The sequence below is a fragment of the Acinetobacter sp. BMW17 genome, from assembly GCF_001592855.1.
Lineage (GTDB): Bacteria > Pseudomonadota > Gammaproteobacteria > Pseudomonadales > Moraxellaceae > Acinetobacter > Acinetobacter johnsonii.
Genome location: NZ_LSOD01000020.1, coordinates 69,708 through 90,649 on the forward strand (window position 1 = coordinate 69,708; position 20,942 = coordinate 90,649).

Here is a 20,942-nt window from a genome sequence, read left to right on the forward strand (position 1 = left end):
AAATCAAGTAAACTGAAAGTGACTTAAAATGGTGCGTTATGTTAATTCTACTACAGTGTTGGTTTTATTTTGGTGCATTAAACAAAGAGTGTGGAATCGATCTGTTTTTATAAACAGAAAAGACATACAATACGCGCATTCTAGTGGAGCGCAGATTCATGAAATCCCCCAAAGTCGGTTTTGTTTCTTTAGGTTGTCCTAAGGCATTGGTTGATTCCGAACGAATTTTAACTCAGTTGAAGACTGAAGGTTATGATGTAGCATCAGATTATGATGGTGCGGATTTAGTTGTTGTAAATACCTGTGGTTTTATTGAATCTGCAGTGCAAGAGTCTTTAGATGCCATTGGCGAAGCCATGAGTGCGAACGGGCGTGTAATCGTTACGGGCTGCCTAGGTAAAGACGAAGACAAAATTCGCCAAATGCACCCAAATGTCTTAAAAGTGACAGGGGCGGCTGCATATCAAGAAGTGATGGAAGCCGTGCACCAATACGTGCCTGAGCCACCAAAACACAACCCATTTATTGACCTTGTTCCAGAACAAGGGATTCGTTTAACGCCAAAGCATTATGCGTACTTAAAAATCTCAGAAGGATGCAACCATCGTTGTACCTTCTGCATTATTCCAAGTATGCGTGGTGACTTAGTGTCTCGCCCAGTCGGTTCTGTTTTAGAAGAAGCGGCTGCGCTTAAACGTGCCGGTGTAAAAGAAGTACTCGTTATCTCCCAAGATACTTCTGCTTACGGCCTCGATACCAAATACAAATTAGACTTTTGGAATGGTCAACCTGTTAAGACAAAGTTCTATGACATGTGTGAGGCCTTAGGTCAACTCGGTATTTGGGTGCGTTTGCACTATGTATATCCATATCCACATGTGGATGCAGTGATTGACTTGATGGCACAAGGCAAAATTTTGCCTTATTTGGATATTCCATTCCAACATGCCAGCCCAAAAGTTTTAAAACTAATGAAACGACCTGCACATAGTGAAAATACACTTGAGCGTTTAAAGCTGTGGCGTGAAAAATGTCCTGACTTGGTGATTCGCTCAACCTTCGTTGTGGGTTTCCCTGGCGAAACTGAAGAAGATTTTGAAATCTTACTTGAGTGGTTGAAAGAAGCACAACTTGATCGCGTAGGCTGCTTTACGTATTCACCTGTTGAGGGTGCGACAGCAAACGACTTGCCAGATCACGTGCCTGAAGAGATTAAGCAACAGCGTTATGAGCGCTTTATGGAAGTGCAACAGACTATTTCTGCTGCAAAACTTCAAAAGCGTGTTGGTCAGAAAATGACGGTGCTGGTCGATGAACTGGATGAAGAATTCCCAGTTGGGATTGCACGTTCATACGCAGATGCTCCTGAAATTGATGGCAATGTCTTTGTGGAAGATATTGATAAAAGCCAGATTAAATCAGGCGATTTGCTAGAAGTCGAAATTACCGATGCAGATGAATATGATCTGTATGCACAATTGATTTCGATTAAATCGAATTAAGACACAAATAAAATTTTAAAATTTAGATATTGGAGTTATTGCGATGTTGGATTCTAAAAAACCACGTTTTGAACGCATCTTACTGAAACTTTCTGGCGAAGCATTGGCTGGAAATAAAGATATGGGTATTGATGCTCAAGTACTTGATCAAATGTCTTTGGCCATTGCGCACTTGGTTGGTTTGGGTGTGCAAGTCGGGATTGTTGTGGGTGGTGGTAACTTATATCGCGGTAGTCAATTACAAAAAGATGGTTTGGTTGGTCGTGTAACGGGTGATCAAATGGGTATGCTTGCAACCGTGATGAATGGTTTGGCATTACGTGATGCTTTGGTACGTCGTAATATCAAAACCCGTTTGATGTCAGCCTTGCCAATTGGTGCTGTGGTTGAATCATACTCAAGCCGTGATGCGATTCGTCACCTAACACAAGGTGAAGTTTGTGTGTTTGTCGCAGGTACAGGTAACCCGTTCTTTACCACAGATACAGCAGCATGCTTACGTGGTATCGAGATTGAAGCCAACCTGATCCTAAAAGCAACGAAAGTTGATGGTGTCTACAACAAAGACCCAAGCAAATATGATGATGCTGTTAAATATGACACCTTAACTTTTGACCAAGTGTTAGATGAGAAATTGGGTGTGATGGATTTAACAGCGATTTGCTTATGCCGTGACCATAATGTACCGCTTCAAGTCTTTGATATGAATAAAGCAGGTTCACTGCTTTCAGTGGTTATGGGTGAAAAAGAGGGTACTCACGTAACGAACTAATGTACGTGACCTCGAAAGCTCTCTATACTACACACTATTTTAGAATTTATATCTTTTCGAATTAAGTAAGGAAGATCACATGATTAACGATCTTAAAAAAGACGCAGAAGACCGTATGAACAAGTCACTTGACTCGTTAGAACACGGTTTTGCCAAGGTTCGTACTGGACGTGCGCATCCATCTATCTTAAACGGGGTAATGGTTCCTTACTATGGCTCAGATGTGCCATTAAACCAAGTGGCAAACGTGGGTGTTGAAGACTCGCGTACATTGTTGGTTCAGCCATTTGAACGCACCATGGTTGCAGCAATTGATAAAGCCATCCGTGAATCAGATTTGGGCTTAAACCCAATTACAGCTGATGCGATTCGTGTTCCAATGGCTGCATTGACGGAAGAAACACGCCGTGACATGCAAAAAGTTGCGCGTAACGAAGCTGAAAATGCAAAAGTTGCAGTACGTAATATTCGCCGTGATGTACTGGGCGACATCAAAGCATTGTTGAAAGAAAAAGAAATTTCTGAAGATGATGAGCGTCGTGCATCTGATGATATTCAAAAAATCACAGATAAGTTTGTTGCTGAAATTGACAAACGTCTTGCGAATAAAGAAGCTGAGTTGTTGAAGGTCTAATTTGTATAATGACCGATTCAGAAGATAAGCTTACTCTTCCAAAACATGTTGCCATCATCATGGATGGCAACAATCGTTTTGCCAAAAAAAATGCAATGCAAAAGGGCGATGGTCACCGTGAAGGGAAAAATGTCCTTGACCCGATTGTAGAGCATTGTCGAAAAAAAAATATTCAAGCATTAACCGTTTTTGCTTTTTCGAGTGAAAATTGGAAGCGCCCTCAAGCTGAAGTTGATTTGCTCATGAAACTGTTGGAAGACACGATTCATGAACAGTTGCCTCGTATGCATCAATATCAAATGTCTTTACGTTTTATTGGTGATCGTTCTAAATTATCTCCGCAATTGCGTGACTTAATGTTGCATGCCGAACAAGACACTGCTAATTTCGACAAGATGACTTTGACCATCGCAATTAGTTACGGTGGGATGTGGGATATGGCGCATGCGGCTAAGCAGATTGCACTTGTTGTTCAATCTCAAGCGTTAGATCCTGAGCAAATTGATGAACATATTTTTGGCCAATACGTAAGTTTGAGTGATTTACCCGCTGTGGATCTATTGATTCGTACAGGTGGGGATTTTCGTTTATCGAACTTTATGTTGTGGCAAGCAGCTTATGCAGAGCTTTACTTCACTCCGACTCTTTGGCCAGAGTTCAGTGTAGAAGAGTTTGATGACGCCTTAGCTGTATTTGGTGGGCGTGAACGTCGTTTCGGGAAAACGACGGAACAAATTCTACAAGATAAAATTGAGAACTAATAAATGTTAGAGCGGATTATAACCGCATTGGTTTTGGTGGCCGTTGTACTGAGTTGTATGTTTGCAACCCAGTCACACTATCCAATGTTTGTGCTGATGATTATTGCGGCAGGGGTTGCAGGCTATGAGTGGTTTAAACTCATGCCCCGTACAACAAAAAATGTTAATAAACCTCTAGCGTGGGGTTTTGGTTTACTCAGTGCTGGCCTTGCTACACTTGCCTTATACTTTAACGATATTGCGCTTCTACTTTGGGCTGCCTCTATCCTATGTTGGTTGCTCAGTCTGTATTGGGTTAAATCTTATCCAAATTATGATGCTTGGTATAATTCAACCCTTAAGGTGGTCGGGATTGTTCTGATATCTTCAGCAGTGACCGCTATTTTTGCACTCTGGAAGATGTCTCCATGGTGGCTGATGTACCTGTTTTTATTGGTATGGGGTGCTGACAGCGGGGCATACTTTGTTGGGCGTAAACTGGGTAAACGTAAACTTGCACCTGAAGTGAGTCCAAATAAATCTTTGGAAGGTCTCTATGGTGGTGTGATTACGGCCATGATCATTGTGGTCGCTGTTGAAATCCTCTATTTAGACTTAACTTACGCACAGCATTTATTATTTCTTATTTTATCTGTAGTCACTGTATTTAGTTCGGTGCTCGGCGATTTGTTTGAGTCTATGATTAAACGTCGTGCTGGAATTAAAGACTCAGGTCGTATTTTGCCAGGGCATGGCGGGGTGTTGGATCGTATTGACTCGTTACTGGCTGCTGCACCTATCTTTGCTGCGGGTGTATATATGTTAAAACTTATTGGCGTAGATTTGTAAATGTCTCAATCTGTTTGTATTTTAGGTGTTACAGGTTCGATTGGGCAGAGCACCTTAAAAATATTGCAACAACATGCTGAATGCTATTCTGTGTTTGCTGTTACTGCACATAGTCGGATGCAAGAGCTTGTTGATATTTGTCAGCAGTTTCAACCGCAAATTGCAGTTGTACCTCAAGCAAAAGTAGATGAACTACGCCAACTACTTGTCGCAGCCAATTTGCAAAGCATTGAAATTTTGGCGGATGAGGCGGGCCTCATCGCAGTTGCTGAACATCCAGAAGTGGATGTGGTGATGGCGGCGATTGTGGGTGCGGCAGGTTTAATGCCGACCCTAGCAGCGGTAAAAGCAGGAAAGCGTGTCCTTTTGGCAAATAAAGAAGCACTGGTGATGTCGGGTGACATCATGATGCAGGCTGCTCATGATCATCAGGCTCTTTTACTTCCTGTAGATTCTGAGCATAATGCAATCTTCCAATGCTTGCCGCCGACCTATTTACAAGCTGAGCGTCACGGACAGCCGAAACTCGGAGTCTCTGGTATTCTTCTGACTGCATCAGGCGGGCCATTTCTAAAACATAGTTTAGATGAATTACATAATGTAACGCCTTCGCAGGCGTGCAAACATCCGAATTGGTCCATGGGGCAGAAAATTTCGGTTGATTCTGCGACCCTCATGAACAAAGGGTTAGAGCTGATTGAAGCTTGTCATCTTTTTTCAATCGAAGAACATTTTGTTACAGTAGTTGTGCATCCGCAGAGTATTATTCATTCCATGGTGCAATATGTGGATGGTTCAACATTGGCGCAAATGGGAAATCCTGATATGTGTACGCCGATTGCACATGCGTTGGCATGGCCTGAGCGTATTCAAACCCATGTTCCAGCTCTAGATTTATTTAAAAATCATCAGTTGGATTTTCAAGCGCCAGATACACATCGATTCCCGGCATTAAGCTTGGCACGTCAAGCGATGAAAACTGGGGGAACAGCCCCTGCGATTTTAAATGCAGCCAATGAAATTGCGGTTTCTGCATTTTTAAATCAACAGGTGGGGTTTATGCAGATTCCTGCTATTGTTGAACACACTTTGAATACCATCCCACGTCAAGCAGCAACACAACTTGATGTTATTTTAGAAGCCGATCAAAACGCACGTCATGTTGCTCAGCAATATGTGGTGAATATAGGAATTTAAGCATGAGCGCCTTGTTTATGATTGTTGCGGCAATTTTGCTTTTAGGCCCACTTATTGCAATACATGAGTTTGGGCACTATTTTGTTGCGCGTAAATTGGGCGTAAAAGTTTTAGTTTATTCCATTGGTTTTGGACCAACGGTTTTAAAGTGGACCTCTAAAAAGTCAGGTATACAATATCAGCTTTCGGCATTGCCCTTGGGTGGTTATGTCAAAATGCTGGATGAGCGTGAAGGTGATGTTGCTGAAGAGGATGCGCCCAAAGCATTTAATCGTCAGTCACCTTGGAAGCGTATCGCAATTGTTGCAGCTGGCCCATTGATTAACTTGGCCTTCGCCATTTTACTGTTTTGGATTTTGTTTTTACCTGCACAAGAGCAGTTGAATACACGTGTGGGTAAAGTGTTACCTCATACACCTGCAGCACAAGTTCAAATGCAAGTGGGTGATAAAATTACCGCTGTTGATGGCTTAACGACACCCACTTGGGAGAAGTTGAATTTTGCCTTGGTTGATCGTGTGGGTGAAACGGGATCAATCCAAATTCAGGCCGAACGTGCGGGACAAGTTAAAACGTTTAGTTTGCCTATTCAAAACTTCTTGAAAGATCAAACACAGTCTCCGCTTGATGTTCTGGGTTTTACGCCTTATCGACCTAAAATTCCTGCGGTCGTGACTAAGTTGAGCGAAGATGGTGCAGCCATTCGTCAGGGTATGCAACAAGGTGACAAAATTGTCGCGATTGATGGCATCAAGATGAATGATTGGTTTGATGTGGTACAAGTGGTTCAAGCTTCACCTGAGAAATTGTTAAAAATTGATGTGCTTCGTCAAAATAAATTAGTACAACTTGAGGTGATGCCGCAAGGTAAGCGCGACAATATGGGCAAGGTTTCTGGTGTCTTGGGTGTACAAAGTGACGCAGGAAAGATCAGTATTCCTACAGAATATAAACAAACGATACAATATAATCCTGCTGAAGCCTTCATGATGGCGGTGGATAAAACTGGTCAATTGTCGAGTATGATTTTGAACTCGATTGTGAAAATGGTGCGCGGTTTGATTGGTTTAGACAACCTATCTGGGCCTATTACCATTGCCAAAGTTGCGGGACAAAGTGCGGAAATGGGTTGGCAAACTTTTATCTCATTTATGGCATTGATGAGTGTAAGTTTAGGGATATTAAATTTATTGCCTATTCCTATGCTTGATGGTGGACATTTGGTCTATTATTTTATAGAACTAATACGTGGTAAACCTGTTTCTGAACAAATACAATTGGTTGGTTTAAAAATTGGTATGGTATTGCTCGGAAGTATGATGCTTTTGGCACTATTCAATGATTTTATGCGTTTGTAAAAAAGCGTAGATACGGAATTAAATTTTACATCGGAAAAAACTGGCATGCAGCACACACATTTATTTATGCCTTTGGCGCTCATCAGTGCTATGGCAACAGTACAACAAGTATATGCAGCAGAAGATTATATAGTACGTGATATTAAGGTTGATGGACTTGTTCGTTTAACGCCAGCAAATGTCTATGGAATGATTCCGTTGAATAGTGGGGATCGTGTGAGCGATGCAGCACTTGCCAATGCCATTCGTAGTTTATATGCAACAGGTTTGTTTGATGACATTAAAACAGAAAAGCAGGGTGATACGCTGGTTTTCAAAGTTGTCGAACGCCCACTGATTTCTAAAGTTGAATTTAAAGGTAATAAACTCATTCCTAAAGAGGCCTTGGAAGAAGGCTTGAAGAAGATGGGGATTACCGAAGGTGAAGTGCTGAAAAAATCAGCGCTACAGACGGTTGAGTCTGAGCTTGAACAACAGTACATGCAGCAAGGTCGTTATGATGCTGATGTAAAAGTTGTGACGACGGCAAAGCCGAACAACCGTGTAGACCTTACGATTGAGTTTGTTGAAGGTAAGGCTGCAAAAGTTGTAGATATCAATATTATTGGTAATACGGTATTTAAAGAAAGCGAAATTGAACAAGCGTTTGCGGTAAAAGAGAGTGGTTGGACATCCATTATTTCACGTAATGACCGTTATGCACGTGAAAAGATGGCTGCAAGCTTAGAGTCTTTACGTGCGCTTTATTTAAACAAAGGCTATATCAACTTTAATATCAATCACTCAAGCTTAAATTTAAGTGAAGATAAAAAGAATATTTTTGTTGAAGTTTCAGTGGATGAAGGCGAACAGTTCAAATTTGGCGAAACCAAATTTTTGGGCGATGCTTTATATACCCCAGCAGAGCTGAAAGCTTTACAAATTTATAAAGATGGCGATATCTATTCACAAGAAAAAGTGAATGCTGTTAAACAGTTGCTTCTACGTAAATACGGTAATGCGGGTTATTACTATGCAGAAGTGAACGTCGTGCCTCAGATCGATAAAGAAACTCATCTGGTGGATTTAAATTATTATGTGAATCCAGGTCAGCAAGTAACTGTGCGTCGTATTAACTTTACCGGCAACACGAAAACTGCGGATGAAGTATTACGTCGTGAAATGCGCCAAATGGAGGGTGCACTTGCAAGTAATGAGAAAATTGATTTATCTAAAGTTCGTTTAGAGCGTACAGGCTTCTTTAAGACTGTAGATATCAAGCCTGCACGTGTTCCGAACACAGCCGACCAAGTTGATCTAAATATTAATGTTGAAGAGCAGCACTCAGGTACCAGTACTTTAGCAGTTGGTTTCTCGCAAAGCGGCGGTATAACCTTCCAAGCGGGTCTAAGTCAAACCAATTTCATGGGTACAGGTAACTCTGTTGCTATTGATTTATCACGCTCAGAAACACAAGATTACTACAACCTAAGTGTGACTGATCCGTACTTTACAATTGATGGTGTACGTCGTGGTTATAACATGTACTACCGTAAAACCAAGTTGGATGAAGACTATAACGTCAACAACTATGTGACGGATAGTTTTGGTGGTGGTATCAATTTCGGTTATCCAATTGATGAAAACCAAAGCATTAGTGCAGGTTTAAACATCGACCAAACTGAAGTCACCACAGGTCCGTATGTATCGACCTATGTACGTGATTATTTATTGGCAAATGGTGGAAAGGCAACGGGTAGTAAAGGGTCATATTGTCCAGATGCGAATTGGGATGAGACAACTAGTGAGTGTTCTGCAACAGAATCATTTGATAACGAGTTTAAGGGTGATTTCTTAACGTATAACTTAAACTTGGGTTGGTCATATAACACTTTAAACCGTCCAGTGTTTCCTACATCAGGTATGTCACATCGTGTAAATGGTGAAATTGCCTTACCAGGCAGTGATGTTGAATATCAAAAACTGACTTATGATGCTCAAGCTTATTTCCCATTAGGCAAAGACTTCGTACTTCGCGGTTATGGTAAGTTGGGCTATGGTAATGACTTACCATTCTATAAAAACTTCTATGCAGGTGGTTTTGGTTCAGTCCGTGGTTATGACAACAGCACATTAGGTCCAAAGTATCCAGGTGTAACGTACAGTGAATCTGATGATGTTGATTATGACCCTGAAGAAGTCGGTGGTAATGCGTTGATTCAATTTGGTACAGAATTGGCTTTGCCTTTACCATTTAAAGGGGATTGGACACGTCAAGTCCGTCCAGTACTGTTTGCTGAAGGTGCACAAGTTTTTGATACTCAATGTAATGTATCGAGTTCAACCATTTATGTGAATGGTGCTGATGTAGACTCTAAGCAATATTGTAAAGACAACTTCGGTTTCGATGTTGATAACATGCGTTATAGCGTGGGTGTAGGCTTTACTTGGATTACCATGATTGGTCCATTGTCTCTCAGCTATGCATACCCATTGAATGATAAAGATGGCGATGAAACAAAGAACATTCAATTTGAAATCGGTCGTACCTTCTAAGGTCGACCGTTTCTCTACATGAAAGATATAAATATGAAAAAATTTCTTACAGCTTTAACACTTACAGCATTAACTTCTACAGTGGTGAATGCTGCTGGCTATGGTGTAGTGGATCTTGAGCGTGTTGTTGAAAATAGTAGCTATTTAAAACAGCAAAATTCGAGTTTTCAACAGAAAATTCAACCGCAAAGTACGAAGCTTGATCAACTTAGTAAAGAGCTTCAAGACTTACAACAGCGTTTACAAACAGGTGATAAGCTGAGCGCTACGGATAAGCAAAAAATGGTGACTCAGTATCAAACCAAAATGAACGAGTTCAATACTTTGCAACAAACCATGCAAAGTAGCGTGCAAAGCTCTATTCAACAAGTACGTAGTGTATTTGATGGTCGTGTGAAGCAAGTTGCTGAACAATTGCGTAAAGAAAATCAATTAGATGTTGTTTTGAATAAAAACTCAGCACTTGCCTATGACGCTAAGTATGATTTAACTGATAAAATGATTCAAAAGGTTAACGCAATTAAGTAATCAATGAATCCTCAACAGTATCGCTTAGAAAATCTTGCTCGTTTAGTCCAAGGTGAGTGTGTAGGTCAAGCTGATTTAATCCTTAATGGATTAGCAAGTCTAGATTCGGCAGAATCTAGACATCTTGCATTTGTAAATGGTGAAAAATACTTAGAGCAAGCACAGCAGTCTAAAGCTGGAGCATTCATTGTTACAGCTGATCTGAAAGATCACTTGGTTGAACATCAAAACTTTATTGTTGTTGCCAATCCTTATTTAGCCTTTGCAATTTTAACTCATGCTTTTGAGGTTAAGCACACTGAACAGGGCATCGAAAGCACTGCGCAGATACATCCTTCTGCAATCATCTCAGATACTGCTTATATTGGACATTATGTGGTCATTGGTGCAAATTGCGTTGTTGGCGATGACACGATTATCCATTCACATGTCAGCATACATGATGGGGTTGAAATTGGCCGCAGCGGTTTAATTGAATCGCATGTAAATTTGATGTCATGCAAAATTGGCGATCGTGTTCGTATTCATGCCAATACTGTGATTGGTAGTGAAGGTTTTGGTTTTGCCCCTTATCAAGGGAAATGGCATCGAATTGCTCAATTGGGTTCGGTCATCATCGGTAATGATGTACGGATTGGTTCAAATTGTAGTATTGATCGCGGTGCATTGGATGACACAATTTTGGAAGATGGTGTCATTATTGATAACCTTGTGCAAATCGCCCATAACGCTAAAATTGGTGCCAATTCTGCTTTTGCTGCCAATACCGCAATTGCGGGTAGTACAACCATTGGCAAAAATTGCATCGTAGGTGGCGGGTCTGCAATTGCAGGACACCTAAATATTGTTGATAATGTCACTTTAACTGGAATGTCAATGGTCACAAATAATATTTCTGTGGCCGGAACGTATTCTTCAGGAATTGGACTGTTTGAAAATCAAAAGTGGAAACGCACCGTTGTTCGTTTAAGACAATTAGCAGATGTGCCATTGACCCAATTGGTAAAAAAACTTGATCATATGCAGGCTCAAATCGAGTCCCTTGAATCAACAATTAAATTGCGTAAATAGAAATATGATGACTGAGTCGAATTCTACTAGTTTCACGAAACCTGAATTGCCAATGACGATTCAAACTATTCGTGAGTACTTACCACACCGCTATCCTTTTTTATTGGTCGATCGTGTTGTTGATGTGACTGAAAATGGAATTGTGGCGTATAAAAATGTGTCTATTAATGAAGAGTTTCTTCAAGGCCATTTCCCTAATTATCCAATTATGCCTGGTGTTTTGATTGTCGAAGCATTAGCGCAAGTTTCAGGTATTCTTGGTTTCATCATGAACAATGAGAAACCAAGTGAAGGTTCTTTGTTCTTGTTTGCAGGTGCAGAGAAAGTTCGCTTTAAAAAGCAAGTCGTTGCAGGCGACCAATTGGTGTTAAAATCAGAATTGGTCATGCAGAAACGTGGTATTTACAAATATAATTGTATTGCCACTGTTGACGGTGTAGTAGCAGCATCTGCGGAAATTATGGTTTCGCATCAGAAAATAGAGCAATCATGAGCAATAACGAATTTATTCACCCAACAGCAATCATCGATGCATCTGCCGTGATTGCAGCAGATGCAAAGATTGGACCGTATTGTATTATTGGTCCAAATGTCACTATTGGTGCGGGTACGCAGTTACATTCGCATGTAGTGGTCGGTGGTTATACGCGTATTGGAGAACAAAATGAAATTTTCCAATTCGCAAGCGTGGGTGAGGTCTGCCAAGATCTAAAATATGCAGGTGAAGAAACCTGGTTAGAAATTGGTGACCATAATAAAATTCGTGAGCATTGTAGTTTACACCGTGGTACGGTTCAGGATCACGGTATAACCAAGATTGGTAGCCATAATTTATTGATGGTGAATACACATATTGCGCACGACTGCGTGGTCGGTGATCATAATATTTTTGCAAACAATGTCGGCGTAGCTGGTCATGTTCATGTTGGTGACTATGTGATTGTCGGTGGTAACTCGGGTATACACCAATTCTGTAAGATTGACTCTTATAGCATGATTGGTGGTGCATCATTGATTGTAAAAGATGTCCCTGCTTATGTGATGGTTTCTGGTAATCCTGCACATGCTTTTGCGATGAATGTTGAAGGCATGCGTCGTAAAGGTTGGTCTAAAAATGTGATTCAAGGTTTACGTACTGCATTTAAACTAATCTATAAAGAAGGTTTAACGACAGAGCAGGCTTTAGAACGTATCCGTGCAGAAATTTTGCCTGAAGTTGCTGAGGTACAGCTGCTTATTGACTCGTTAGAACAGTCAGAGCGTGGCATTGTGCGTTAAGCTTATTCCAAAGATAAAAAAAGACACTTCGCGTGTCTTTTTTTATATCTATAGAAAAATTATTTTTTAAAGAAAGAGGCCTCTTCAGACTTAGGATATTGTTTAAGGAGTTTGGCTTTGTATTGGTTGGCCTGAGCCGTATTTTTATCCACTTCTTTGGCAATATTGTAGAGTTGATAGACGGCTCGAGGCGCACGCGAAGAGTTTGGGTATTGGTTTGCCACAATCCCGTAGTTCTTTTTCGCTTCTGCATAGTTGGTAGGTTCAATCGCTAAATTAAATTCCGCTAACCAGAAATATGCATTGCTGATGTAAACACTGTTGGGGTTGTTTTTAATAAAATTTTGCATGGGTGCAATCGCTTTCTTCGCACCACCTTGCTTATAGGCATCCAATGCGACAGTATACGCGGCTTTTTCTAGCTCAGATGGCTCTGATGTGTTTTGCGTACTGACCACTACAGGTGCTTTATTTACTGCGGCCGCGGTTGTGCTATTGCTGGCGTTGGTGATTGTGGTGTTACTGGGAGGAGTATCCTGTTGGCTATCCTCCGTTGTGGTACTTGCTTCAGGATCAACTTTTTGCTGGAGTAACTCTAAGCGTTGATCTAGGTCAGCGTAACGGTTTTCCAACTCATGTTTGAGTTGAGCGATTTCGTTGTCTTGTTCTTCAAGTTTGCCGCGTAAGCTACGCAAATCACTTTCTAATTGTTGGTTCTTTTGCATGATTTGCCAATTAATATTGGTCGCTGTTGTGCTGGCACCCGTGTCTACTGCGATGCTGGTTGAGTTGAGACTATTGTTCGTTGCTTGGCTTAAGCCGCGAGATTCAATTGGAATATTGGCGAAAACAGGCGTTGTGCAAATTAGGGTGAGGGCACATAGGCTATGCTTCTTTAGCATCATAAAATATCCGTGTTATAAGGCTTTGATGGGGAACACATCAAACGAAATTCATTTACCCCATTAAAAACGGCAACGTTATGAATTGCAATAAGCTTTTACATTGTTGTCGTATATTTAGGTAAATGAATGTAGCCTAGTCGTTACCAATAATTGAGCGATTTTTTCTAAGTTTGTTTTATAAATAGTCAATTGAATGAAATGCTTATTGAAAAGTCGTTTATAGGCTTGCAACTTAGGGAAAAATCTCTATACTCTGTTCTTGCAATGGTAGCCCTGCCGGTTACTTCGCAATTGTACTCTACGAACCCCGCCAGGACCGGAAGGTAGCAACGGTAGTAGAAATATGATGTGCCGAAGGTTTGCTGGTAGGGTTGCCACCATATTTATAAATATATAAGAATAAAAATGAAAGATTACTATGGCATTGATGCAGGTCTAGTCGTAAGTATTGAATCACTCTAAGAAAGTGAAAAGTATTCTGCTTTTTCTTCTATTTTTTACAATGACCACTATTTTTATCTATTTCTCAATTCTATATTTTATTTCAAATGGTTTTTTAAATTATATTGTCATAGGCTTTGTTGTATCTTGTCTCTGTGTTTTATTCTGCATTTTTTATTTGTTGCTTGAAAGCATAAATACCGAAATTGTTTTTAATGAAGATCATCTTCTCTATCGTAAAGTTTTCACTGTTAAAAAAGTGCTCTATAGTGAAATAAAAGGCTATGAAATTTTATCTTTTAGAAAAAAAAGTCGTTTGCTACTGATTGATCAGCATCATCAAATCGTTAATATTAGTTCAGATTTTGAGTCATATAAAAGAATTTGTAATATGTTCATGGCACATTTTGAAGATATTGAGGTTGTTAATAAACGAGAACAAGAACAAAATTTTATACAATAACATACAAAAAATATTTCCAGTGAACAGCAACACAAATATTTAAAATATGCATTAAGATTTAGAAAAATTTTAGATGTATTGACGGTTATTATTTTCTTTTTAGCCCCTATATTTGATTGGTCAGATCTTTTATTTCATGGTATGGCTTTGGTTTATCTATACCTTAGTTATCCAAAGCATCATAATTTTTATATTATTTATATGCAAAAGGCTAAAATCTCTACAGAAGTGCTGTCTTTTCTGATTATGCTTGTATGCAATTATTTATTTCTTAGGGGTATTATCCAGCATTACGATTTAGCTTTTTTATTTTATTCATTGATATGCATGAGCTTTCTATTATCCGCTCTATATATTGTATTTAAAAAGAAGTTTGCTCAGAAAATGAAGCGGCAAATGATCATGGTGATCGCACTTGCTATACCTGTTGTTGGTATTTATTCTGCGAGTTTGGTGCGTATTGTGAATAGCATAAATGATAATAGTATTTTAAGTTCTCAAGATGTGCAGATCGTAAATAAGGAGAAGAGCGAGGGTGTTTGGAGAGTAGGCGCGCGTCGTCATTCGCTTTCGCATTATTATTTAGATGTGCAGATGCCTAATGACAGGAACCAGAGGGTCGAGGTCAGATCGGGTGTGTACAATCATGCCAATATTGATGGCACCTATACCATGATCTTGCATCAAGGGAATTTAGGCATCACTTGGTCAGCTTATGAGCTGCAGTAAATCAGATTTTTAGCATTTAAGGTTTAATAGATGATAAGTCTGTTTACGTTTTCTTGATATAGCTAGATGATAGATCAATCATGTGTAGGGTAGTGCAGGTAAATAGCCGTTTAATCTTTAATTTTTCTCGAAATCGCTTTCATAATCGCATCCATTTCAAAGCCACGATACATTAAAAAACGGATTTGTTTGGCTTTTAGTTTTGGATCTGTTGCGACCTCAGTTCCATACTTTCTAACTTTGAGTTGATAGGCTTGTTCGACCCAATCTGTTTCTTTCAGTTCTTCTAAAATTAAACCAGTGTCAATCTTTTTGGTTTTTAGCGCCATTTTAATGCGATTAGGGCCTTTGCCTTTACGCTTTTGGCTCGATAAAGTGATCTCAGCTACTCGTTGATCACTCTGATAGTTTTGTGCTGAAAGCTCTTCAACCAGTGTAATCACTTCTTCACGGTGCATTGCCCATGTGGCCAATTTTTCAATCAATTCTGCTTTTGAATATTCCTTACGTGTTAATACAGCAAAGGCATAAGAACGTAGACGGGAACCTGTTAAACCTGTGGGTTTGGGCTGATTCTCTTCATCAAAATCTAAAGCATCATCAGTTTCTTGTGTTACCTGCGTGTGGCCGTATTGAGTAGCAGGGGATTCCTCCTCACCAAATTGTTGTTTGAGAGCATCATAGTCAAGAAGTTTGGGGAATTTTGAGTTAGGCATAATTGGGTATGAAATAGATCTGAATAAACAAAACGCCCCGTAGGGCGTTTCTTAGTGTAAGCCTAAATGTCGTGTAATAACATTTAATCTTTTTAGATACTTTTAATTAAGCATCTAAAAAGTCTGGCTCTTCTTCATTCTCTTCTACAGGCGCAGCATTTGCAGTCGTCAGTAGTTTTTCTCGAATGATTTTCTCAATGGTTTCAGCCAACTGAGGGTTTTCTTCAAGGTGACGGATCACATTGTTTTTACCTTGACCGATTTTGTCGCCTTGGTATGAATACCAAGCACCTGCTTTTTGTACGATTTCTTGTTGAACAGCCAAGTCTACAAGTTCGCCTAAGTGATTGACGCCTTTACCATATAAAATTTGGAAGAGTGCTTCGCGGAATGGAGGTGCCATTTTGTTTTTGACAACTTTCACTTTGGTTTCAGAACCAACGATTTCATCGCCTTCTTTGACCTGACCTACGCGGCGAATGTCTAAACGCACAGACGCATAGAATTTCAACGCATTACCACCAGTGGTAGTTTCAGGGCTACCAAACATTACACCAATTTTCATACGAATTTGGTTAATGAAAATCACCATACAGTTTGAACGTTTTGCATTACCTGTAATTTTACGTAATGCTTGGCTCATTAAACGTGCTTGGAGACCCATGTGTGAGTCGCCCATTTCACCTTCAATTTCTGCACGTGGTGTCAATGCTGCAACAGAGTCGACAACGATGAGGTCAATGGCACCAGAGCGAACCAGCATGTCTGCAATTTCAAGTGCTTGCTCACCATGGTCAGGCTGAGAAACCAAGAGATTGTCAATATCTACGCCAAGTTTACGCGCATACTGTGGGTCTAAAGCATGTTCTGCATCGATAAATGCACATGTACCACCTGCTTTTTGACATTCGGCAATCGCTTGTAAAGTCATGGTTGTTTTACCTGAAGATTCAGGACCATAAATCTCAACGATACGACCCTTCGGTAAGCCGCCTATGCCTAGAGCAATATCAAGTGTCAAAGAACCCGTTGATACCGCTTCAACAGCTTGTACGGTGTTATCGCCAAGACGCATTACTGTGTTTTTACCAAACTGCTTTTCAATTTGGCTTAGCGCAGCATTGAGCGCCTTGCTTTTATTATCATCCATCTTACAACCTCAAAACGATGTCACGGATATTTACTGAATATGCTCAGTATAGTGACAGATTTAGTCTGTATCTTCTATAAAAGTCAGATCGTGTGCGACACAATATGACGCATGTCATTCATCATCATTATAAGACCAATATTGGTCAAATTGTTGATCATTTTCTTGTCTAAACTTACTGATATCGCGTCGGTCTTTTTTACTTGGACGATGATCAGGTCGAGCTAGATTATGCAACTTTCTTTGGCTTGCAATCAATTCCCGTCGTGTAATACTGACTTCAGTTTCTTCATATAATTTTTGTGCAACAGGAGCGGGGCCACGCACGTCAGAGAGTTCTTTGATCACCACGGTTTTCTTGTCAATACCTTGCTGTATGGTGAGTTCCATTCCAACCCGAACTTCTCTCGACACCTTGACACGTTCGCCATTGTGGTGAACTTTGCCCCCCTCAATTGCATTTTTGGCAATGGAGCGCGTTTTAAAAAAACGTGCTGCCCATAACCATTTGTCAATGCGCATGCCTACAGCATCTTCCGCTAAAGTGGATTTACGCATATTTGGCCGTGACCTCAGCTTGCTCTAAATAAGGAATTAAATCGGTGAGCTGATTTAAGATCGGATAAGGGCTGGATGTCTTGCTTTGACCTAGTGATGAGGGTTGAGCAATGGTAAATAGGTTTTGAATACCATAACTTTCAGCACCTTTTAATACTTTTTCAGTGTCATCGATAAAGTAACACTGTGTGGTTGCAAAAGGATGGCGTTCATGGAGATGTTGCCAAAACTCAGTAAACTCTTTGGCATGACCGAGGGTTTCGCTGCTAATAATGACATCGAAATATGAGGCTAGTTTCGTGTGTTCGAGTTTGAACTTGAGTCCCTCACAGTCCGCATTAGTGGCAAGCCAGCAAGGGTAGCCGTTACTTTTTAAATAGTCGAGAAGTTCAAGACAGCCTTCACGTAGGCTAACTTTATGCTTAAATTCCTGCTGTAAGGCGAGTGTATCTACGCCGACTTTGGCTGTCCAAAAGCGCGTAGAATACCAATTGAGTGTATGATTATGGGTTTGATAAAACTGAAACAGGGCCTGAGTACTTTGTTCTAAAGAACACTGGTGTTGTTCAGCATAACGGATAGGAAGCTGATGATTCCAAATAAAATCATCATAGGCAAGATCCAGTAATGTGCCGTCCATATCAAAAATGATAATTGGCTTTTCCACTCAAAAAATCTCCAATATTTCAAAGTTCAGCAATGGCTATAGAAAACAGTTAGCAGCCGATCTAGCAGTTTTGCTTTATGCAAATATGACGTAATTATAGCGTATAGATGCATAAGATGACGGATTTGCATAGCCCATTGTCAAAAATTGAAGAATACGGGATCTTAATTTTTTAAGTAAGAGCATATAAGATGCATTGATCCACAACAATATTGAAATTTCAGCATAATGAATGATTCACCTTATGGGGAAGGAAGAGCTTTTATAAACTTTCGATGAGAGCGCTTAGCGCTCTCATTATTATGGAAAATCTCTACTCTTGCTGCTGACCTAAATTAGCCATGGATTACAACGGACAGCATCATTGGTTTTGTCAGCTTTTCAGTACTGCTTAGCTATTCGGCTCTCATGTCTATCTAATCTATTTCATCAAATGTTCATTTTATATCGATACCATTAACACCACCTGAGGGTGATTTTTTATGTTTGAAGCTAAATTTAAATCACTTCAACTGATGGAGAAAGATTCGTTGTATCCAGTCCAGCGCAATAAAAGTAAGTTTTCTGACAAAAATAAAAAATAAAGTGGTTTTGCTGGTTATTTAAACAAGAATCGGTTAAAAAAGATGTGGCGAATGAGAATAAAATAGAGAGGAATGGATGAGTGAATTAAATCTAGATTTTTTAGATGAAACCTTAGATAAATATGAAGCAAAAGGTAAGAAAAGGCCATTAAAAAAATCCGTATTGGTTATATGCTCTATGCAAAATTTATGTCGAATAAAAAATTTGCAGAAAATGTAATGAGTTCATCTTTAGATCCAAATAAGCGGACTTATCGCAATACCAAGATTAAAATTACGCATGATGAATATGAGTTAACCTTTTTACGTAATGATGATTAAGTATTCAATTGTGTTAAAAAAGCCTTAAGGTTTCATTTATTTGAAATATTTTGGCTGTAGAGTGTGCGGTATAAAGCAATGAAAATATAATGATTAGATGATGTTTGTGCAGTTAAACCTGTTTATTTGGAGAGAGGTAAACAGGTTTTTTATTATAATAACTTTCTGGTCTGAGTGATTGCAGACAAAAAGCCCGATTTGTTTTCATACTGATCGGGTTTTTATTTTTCTATTGAAATGAAAATAGTGAGAAAGATGATTTTTGACATCTTTTGATCATATTGTTCATGGATAATCTTTTTTATTTTGAGTTGCTTCGATATGTCAATTATTACTGCAAATGAACTAGACGATATTCTAAAAGAATTAGTTTCCAAAAATAAAAAGCCTGAAAAGATTATGATTGGTTATAAAGCATATAGCGAGCTTATGAATGATCGAAAGTTTTTACATGAAGTCGCTAGCTCTGCTATGGATCCGAATAAAAGAAAGTATCAAAAGATTAAGATCAAAGTGACGCAGGATGAGTATCAATTAGAAGTGAAGTGCTCAGATAAAAATGAGTAGCTGTAAAGTAATTTAAAAAAAATGCAGGTATACCGCAATTTTTTAATTGATGTATTTCAAATACAGGTTTATACTACACTCGAAATTAAAGCGCTGTAGCTTTTCTTGTTTTATATCCCACGCTCCCATGCGTGGGATTTTTTTGCGCGATGATTTTTCCTAAAGTAATCACTTGGATGTATAAAGCTGAAAAGAAATTAAGAGTAAGCACAAATTAGAAACGGTCAGCTTGTGACTTTCTCTAGTCTCAATATTTAAGGTGTGGGTAAAGGTAAAGTCAGGTTGATTGGACTATTCAACCCAAAGTCAAAAGAAGAATTGGAATTGAGTGATATTTCCTGAGTGTCTTAGGCGTATAATATTTTTAAGGTAGTGTTGAAAAAGTATTCGCATGTTCTCACTCTGAGGTGACAGTATACCGTTGAATACGAGGCGATCAGCATACTGCTATCCCAATAGATGATCTTCTCGATCTATAACTTAATAAATAAAAAGGCGGTCTCATGTTTAAGCCCACAACTGCACCTCAAGATGCACTGATATTGCAACTTGTACCGATTGTGACTCAAGCGTGCGAGATTTTACGAGCAGAGTATCAAGCTTATGTTGCAGGTGGTGATTTTACAGTTGAACGAAAATCCGATCATTCACCCGTCACGCAAGCGGACTATCGTGTCAATCAATTTATTACTGATGCTTTAAACAATACCTTTCCTCATTTGCCTGTTCTTTCTGAAGAAGGGCAGCATGCACATAGACAGCAGTGGCAGTCTTTTTGGATGCTTGATCCTTTAGATGGTACCAAAGAATTTTTGCATCAACGTCCTGAATTCACCATTAATCTCAGTCTTATTGAGGGTGCGCATACAACTTTTGCTGTGCTGGCTATTCCTTGTGAACAGCAAATTTACTTCTGTCCACTACAAGGTCAGCCTTTAAAATACAATATTGAAAAAGAGGTATGGTCTGAATATGTTCCAGTTGAAAACCACAGTGCTGTTCAAGTCGGCTTAAGTCAAAGTAGTCAGAATAAGCCGCAGTATCAAGTATATTTAGAGCAGTTGGAAAAACTTACGCCTATTCAAGAGTATCGCGCAGGGAGTGCATATAAGTTCTGCATGGTGTTGGAAGACCGAGTCGATATTTACCCGCGCTTTCACCCAACGAGTGAGTGGGATACCAGTGCTGGACAGTGTTTATTGGAGCGGATAGGTGGTGGTTTAGTTGATTTTCAGGGACGACCATTCGTATATAACCAAAGATTGAGTTTACTGAATGGCGGTTTTATTGCATATCGAAATAACGATATGAAAAAACTGGCATTACAAGCACTTGAACTAATGCCTTCGTCGGCTTGAGCTAAAAACTGAGCGTGCT

Annotated in this window: 21 protein-coding genes, 1 other RNA gene and 1 pseudogene; 18 read left to right on the plus strand and 5 right to left on the minus strand. The window is 39.6% G+C overall.

The genetic code is table 11. From position 1 onward, the window contains the following. Positions 1-158: 158 nt before the first annotated feature. The 12 genes from rimO to lpxA all read left to right on the plus strand — a co-directional run bounded on the left by rimO (position 159) and on the right by lpxA (position 12,464). The gene (rimO, locus tag AXW61_RS05495) at positions 159-1,502 is read left to right on the plus strand and encodes a 30S ribosomal protein S12 methylthiotransferase RimO (protein ID WP_062033091.1); all 1,344 of its coding nucleotides are present in this window, start codon (positions 159-161) and stop codon (positions 1,500-1,502) included. A 43-nt stretch (positions 1,503-1,545) separates the two neighbouring features. After that, positions 1,546-2,274: a UMP kinase gene (gene pyrH, locus AXW61_RS05500; RefSeq protein ID WP_004696558.1), complete on the plus strand. Its 729-nt coding sequence runs from the start codon at positions 1,546-1,548 to the stop codon at positions 2,272-2,274. 79 nt (positions 2,275-2,353) lie between these two features. Continuing rightward, the gene (gene frr, locus AXW61_RS05505) at positions 2,354-2,908 is read left to right on the plus strand and encodes a ribosome recycling factor (RefSeq protein ID WP_010326990.1); all 555 of its coding nucleotides are present in this window, start codon (positions 2,354-2,356) and stop codon (positions 2,906-2,908) included. Between the two features lie 8 nt (positions 2,909-2,916). Continuing rightward, positions 2,917-3,669: a polyprenyl diphosphate synthase gene (gene uppS / locus AXW61_RS05510; protein WP_062033094.1), complete on the plus strand. Its 753-nt coding sequence runs from the start codon at positions 2,917-2,919 to the stop codon at positions 3,667-3,669. A gap of 3 nt (positions 3,670-3,672) precedes the next feature. Beyond that, a complete protein-coding gene (locus tag AXW61_RS05515) occupies positions 3,673-4,497 on the plus strand; it encodes a CDP-archaeol synthase (protein WP_058869826.1) in 825 nt (274 codons plus the stop codon). Further along, on the plus strand, positions 4,498-5,694 hold the full coding sequence (gene ispC / locus AXW61_RS05520; RefSeq protein ID WP_058869825.1) for a 1-deoxy-D-xylulose-5-phosphate reductoisomerase: 1,197 nt from the start codon (positions 4,498-4,500) through the stop codon (positions 5,692-5,694). It begins immediately after the preceding gene. A gap of 2 nt (positions 5,695-5,696) precedes the next feature. Beyond that, complete coding sequence (rseP, locus tag AXW61_RS05525; RefSeq protein WP_058869824.1) at positions 5,697-7,052, plus strand: RIP metalloprotease RseP; 1,356 nt, start codon at positions 5,697-5,699, stop codon at positions 7,050-7,052. A 45-nt stretch (positions 7,053-7,097) separates the two neighbouring features. After that, a complete protein-coding gene (gene bamA, locus AXW61_RS05530) occupies positions 7,098-9,587 on the plus strand; it encodes an outer membrane protein assembly factor BamA (protein ID WP_029575049.1) in 2,490 nt (829 codons plus the stop codon). A gap of 33 nt (positions 9,588-9,620) precedes the next feature. Next, on the plus strand, positions 9,621-10,115 hold the full coding sequence (locus tag AXW61_RS05535; protein WP_062033098.1) for an OmpH family outer membrane protein: 495 nt from the start codon (positions 9,621-9,623) through the stop codon (positions 10,113-10,115). 3 nt (positions 10,116-10,118) lie between these two features. Continuing rightward, entirely contained in the window at positions 10,119-11,186 is a 1,068-nt protein-coding gene (gene lpxD, locus AXW61_RS05540; RefSeq protein WP_062033101.1) for a UDP-3-O-(3-hydroxymyristoyl)glucosamine N-acyltransferase, read from the plus strand. 7 nt (positions 11,187-11,193) lie between these two features. Next, positions 11,194-11,679, plus strand: coding sequence for a 3-hydroxyacyl-ACP dehydratase FabZ (gene fabZ, locus AXW61_RS05545; protein ID WP_010326983.1), 486 nt, complete (start codon positions 11,194-11,196; stop codon positions 11,677-11,679). Continuing rightward, positions 11,676-12,464 (plus strand): acyl-ACP--UDP-N-acetylglucosamine O-acyltransferase, encoded by a 789-nt coding sequence (gene lpxA, locus AXW61_RS05550; RefSeq protein ID WP_004981924.1) that lies wholly within the window; start codon positions 11,676-11,678, stop codon positions 12,462-12,464. Before fabZ ends, lpxA begins: the two co-directional genes overlap by 4 nt. A gap of 59 nt (positions 12,465-12,523) precedes the next feature. On the opposite strand, the gene AXW61_RS05555 is transcribed toward lpxA, so the two are convergent. Then, positions 12,524-13,369, minus strand: coding sequence for a YbgF trimerization domain-containing protein (locus AXW61_RS05555; protein WP_062033104.1), 846 nt, complete (start codon positions 13,367-13,369; stop codon positions 12,524-12,526). A 274-nt stretch (positions 13,370-13,643) separates the two neighbouring features. On the opposite strand from AXW61_RS05555, the gene ffs reads away from it, so the two are divergent. The 3 genes from ffs (at position 13,644) to AXW61_RS05570 (ending at position 15,002) form a co-directional block, all read left to right on the plus strand. Beyond that, positions 13,644-13,740: signal recognition particle sRNA small type (gene ffs, locus AXW61_RS05560), an RNA gene on the plus strand. 248 nt (positions 13,741-13,988) lie between these two features. Further along, positions 13,989-14,273, plus strand: a complete 285-nt coding sequence (locus AXW61_RS05565) for a hypothetical protein (protein ID WP_240487437.1) — start codon at positions 13,989-13,991, stop codon at positions 14,271-14,273. 327 nt (positions 14,274-14,600) lie between these two features. Continuing rightward, a complete protein-coding gene (locus AXW61_RS05570) occupies positions 14,601-15,002 on the plus strand; it encodes a hypothetical protein (RefSeq protein WP_240487438.1) in 402 nt (133 codons plus the stop codon). Positions 15,003-15,112: 110 nt separating this feature from the next. Here AXW61_RS05570 and AXW61_RS05575 read toward each other — a convergent pair whose 3' ends face one another. The 4 genes from AXW61_RS05575 to AXW61_RS05590 all read right to left on the minus strand — a co-directional run bounded on the left by AXW61_RS05575 (position 15,113) and on the right by AXW61_RS05590 (position 18,093). Continuing rightward, positions 15,113-15,718 carry a regulatory protein RecX gene (locus AXW61_RS05575; RefSeq protein ID WP_062033105.1) on the minus strand — a complete coding sequence of 202 codons (606 nt, stop codon included), beginning with the start codon at positions 15,716-15,718 and terminating at the stop codon, positions 15,113-15,115. A 106-nt stretch (positions 15,719-15,824) separates the two neighbouring features. Next, positions 15,825-16,868, minus strand: a complete 1,044-nt coding sequence (gene recA, locus AXW61_RS05580) for a recombinase RecA (RefSeq protein WP_005401034.1) — start codon at positions 16,866-16,868, stop codon at positions 15,825-15,827. A 114-nt stretch (positions 16,869-16,982) separates the two neighbouring features. Next, positions 16,983-17,426 carry a S4 domain-containing protein gene (locus AXW61_RS05585; RefSeq protein WP_004696588.1) on the minus strand — a complete coding sequence of 148 codons (444 nt, stop codon included), beginning with the start codon at positions 17,424-17,426 and terminating at the stop codon, positions 16,983-16,985. After that, a complete protein-coding gene (locus AXW61_RS05590) occupies positions 17,419-18,093 on the minus strand; it encodes an HAD-IA family hydrolase (RefSeq protein WP_005401036.1) in 675 nt (224 codons plus the stop codon). The genes AXW61_RS05585 and AXW61_RS05590 overlap by 8 nt, the downstream gene beginning before the upstream one ends. Before the next feature lie 660 nt (positions 18,094-18,753). Between AXW61_RS05590 and AXW61_RS17920 the strand changes: the two are divergent. From AXW61_RS17920 to AXW61_RS05605, 3 genes and pseudogenes are all read left to right on the plus strand, one after another. Beyond that, positions 18,754-18,998: pseudogene (locus tag AXW61_RS17920) on the plus strand (hypothetical protein). 321 nt (positions 18,999-19,319) lie between these two features. Beyond that, complete coding sequence (locus AXW61_RS05600) at positions 19,320-19,565, plus strand: hypothetical protein (protein WP_058951775.1); 246 nt, start codon at positions 19,320-19,322, stop codon at positions 19,563-19,565. A 503-nt stretch (positions 19,566-20,068) separates the two neighbouring features. Then, positions 20,069-20,923, plus strand: coding sequence for a 3'(2'),5'-bisphosphate nucleotidase CysQ (locus AXW61_RS05605; protein ID WP_062033108.1), 855 nt, complete (start codon positions 20,069-20,071; stop codon positions 20,921-20,923). Positions 20,924-20,942 lie beyond the last annotated feature (19 nt).

Excerpts from the sequence above, each read along its gene's own strand:
- rimO (WP_062033091.1), top strand. The coding sequence starts at position 159 with ATGAAATCCCCCAAAGTCGGTTTTGTTTCTTTAGGTTGTCCTAAGGCA.
- pyrH (WP_004696558.1), top strand. The coding sequence starts at position 1,546 with ATGTTGGATTCTAAAAAACCACGTTTTGAACGCATCTTACTGAAACTT.
- frr (WP_010326990.1), top strand. The coding sequence starts at position 2,354 with ATGATTAACGATCTTAAAAAAGACGCAGAAGACCGTATGAACAAGTCA.
- uppS (WP_062033094.1), top strand. The coding sequence starts at position 2,917 with ATGACCGATTCAGAAGATAAGCTTACTCTTCCAAAACATGTTGCCATC.
- AXW61_RS05515 (WP_058869826.1), top strand. The coding sequence starts at position 3,673 with ATGTTAGAGCGGATTATAACCGCATTGGTTTTGGTGGCCGTTGTACTG.
- ispC (WP_058869825.1), top strand. The coding sequence starts at position 4,498 with ATGTCTCAATCTGTTTGTATTTTAGGTGTTACAGGTTCGATTGGGCAG.
- rseP (WP_058869824.1), top strand. The coding sequence starts at position 5,697 with ATGAGCGCCTTGTTTATGATTGTTGCGGCAATTTTGCTTTTAGGCCCA.
- bamA (WP_029575049.1), top strand. The coding sequence starts at position 7,098 with ATGCAGCACACACATTTATTTATGCCTTTGGCGCTCATCAGTGCTATG.
- AXW61_RS05535 (WP_062033098.1), top strand. The coding sequence starts at position 9,621 with ATGAAAAAATTTCTTACAGCTTTAACACTTACAGCATTAACTTCTACA.
- lpxD (WP_062033101.1), top strand. The coding sequence starts at position 10,119 with ATGAATCCTCAACAGTATCGCTTAGAAAATCTTGCTCGTTTAGTCCAA.
- fabZ (WP_010326983.1), top strand. The coding sequence starts at position 11,194 with ATGACTGAGTCGAATTCTACTAGTTTCACGAAACCTGAATTGCCAATG.
- lpxA (WP_004981924.1), top strand. The coding sequence starts at position 11,676 with ATGAGCAATAACGAATTTATTCACCCAACAGCAATCATCGATGCATCT.
- AXW61_RS05555 (WP_062033104.1), bottom strand. The coding sequence starts at position 13,369 with ATGATGCTAAAGAAGCATAGCCTATGTGCCCTCACCCTAATTTGCACA.
- AXW61_RS05570 (WP_240487438.1), top strand. The coding sequence starts at position 14,601 with ATGAGCTTTCTATTATCCGCTCTATATATTGTATTTAAAAAGAAGTTT.
- AXW61_RS05575 (WP_062033105.1), bottom strand. The coding sequence starts at position 15,718 with ATGCCTAACTCAAAATTCCCCAAACTTCTTGACTATGATGCTCTCAAA.
- recA (WP_005401034.1), bottom strand. The coding sequence starts at position 16,868 with ATGGATGATAATAAAAGCAAGGCGCTCAATGCTGCGCTAAGCCAAATT.
- AXW61_RS05585 (WP_004696588.1), bottom strand. The coding sequence starts at position 17,426 with ATGCGTAAATCCACTTTAGCGGAAGATGCTGTAGGCATGCGCATTGAC.
- AXW61_RS05600 (WP_058951775.1), top strand. The coding sequence starts at position 19,320 with ATGTCAATTATTACTGCAAATGAACTAGACGATATTCTAAAAGAATTA.
- AXW61_RS05605 (WP_062033108.1), top strand. The coding sequence starts at position 20,069 with ATGTTTAAGCCCACAACTGCACCTCAAGATGCACTGATATTGCAACTT.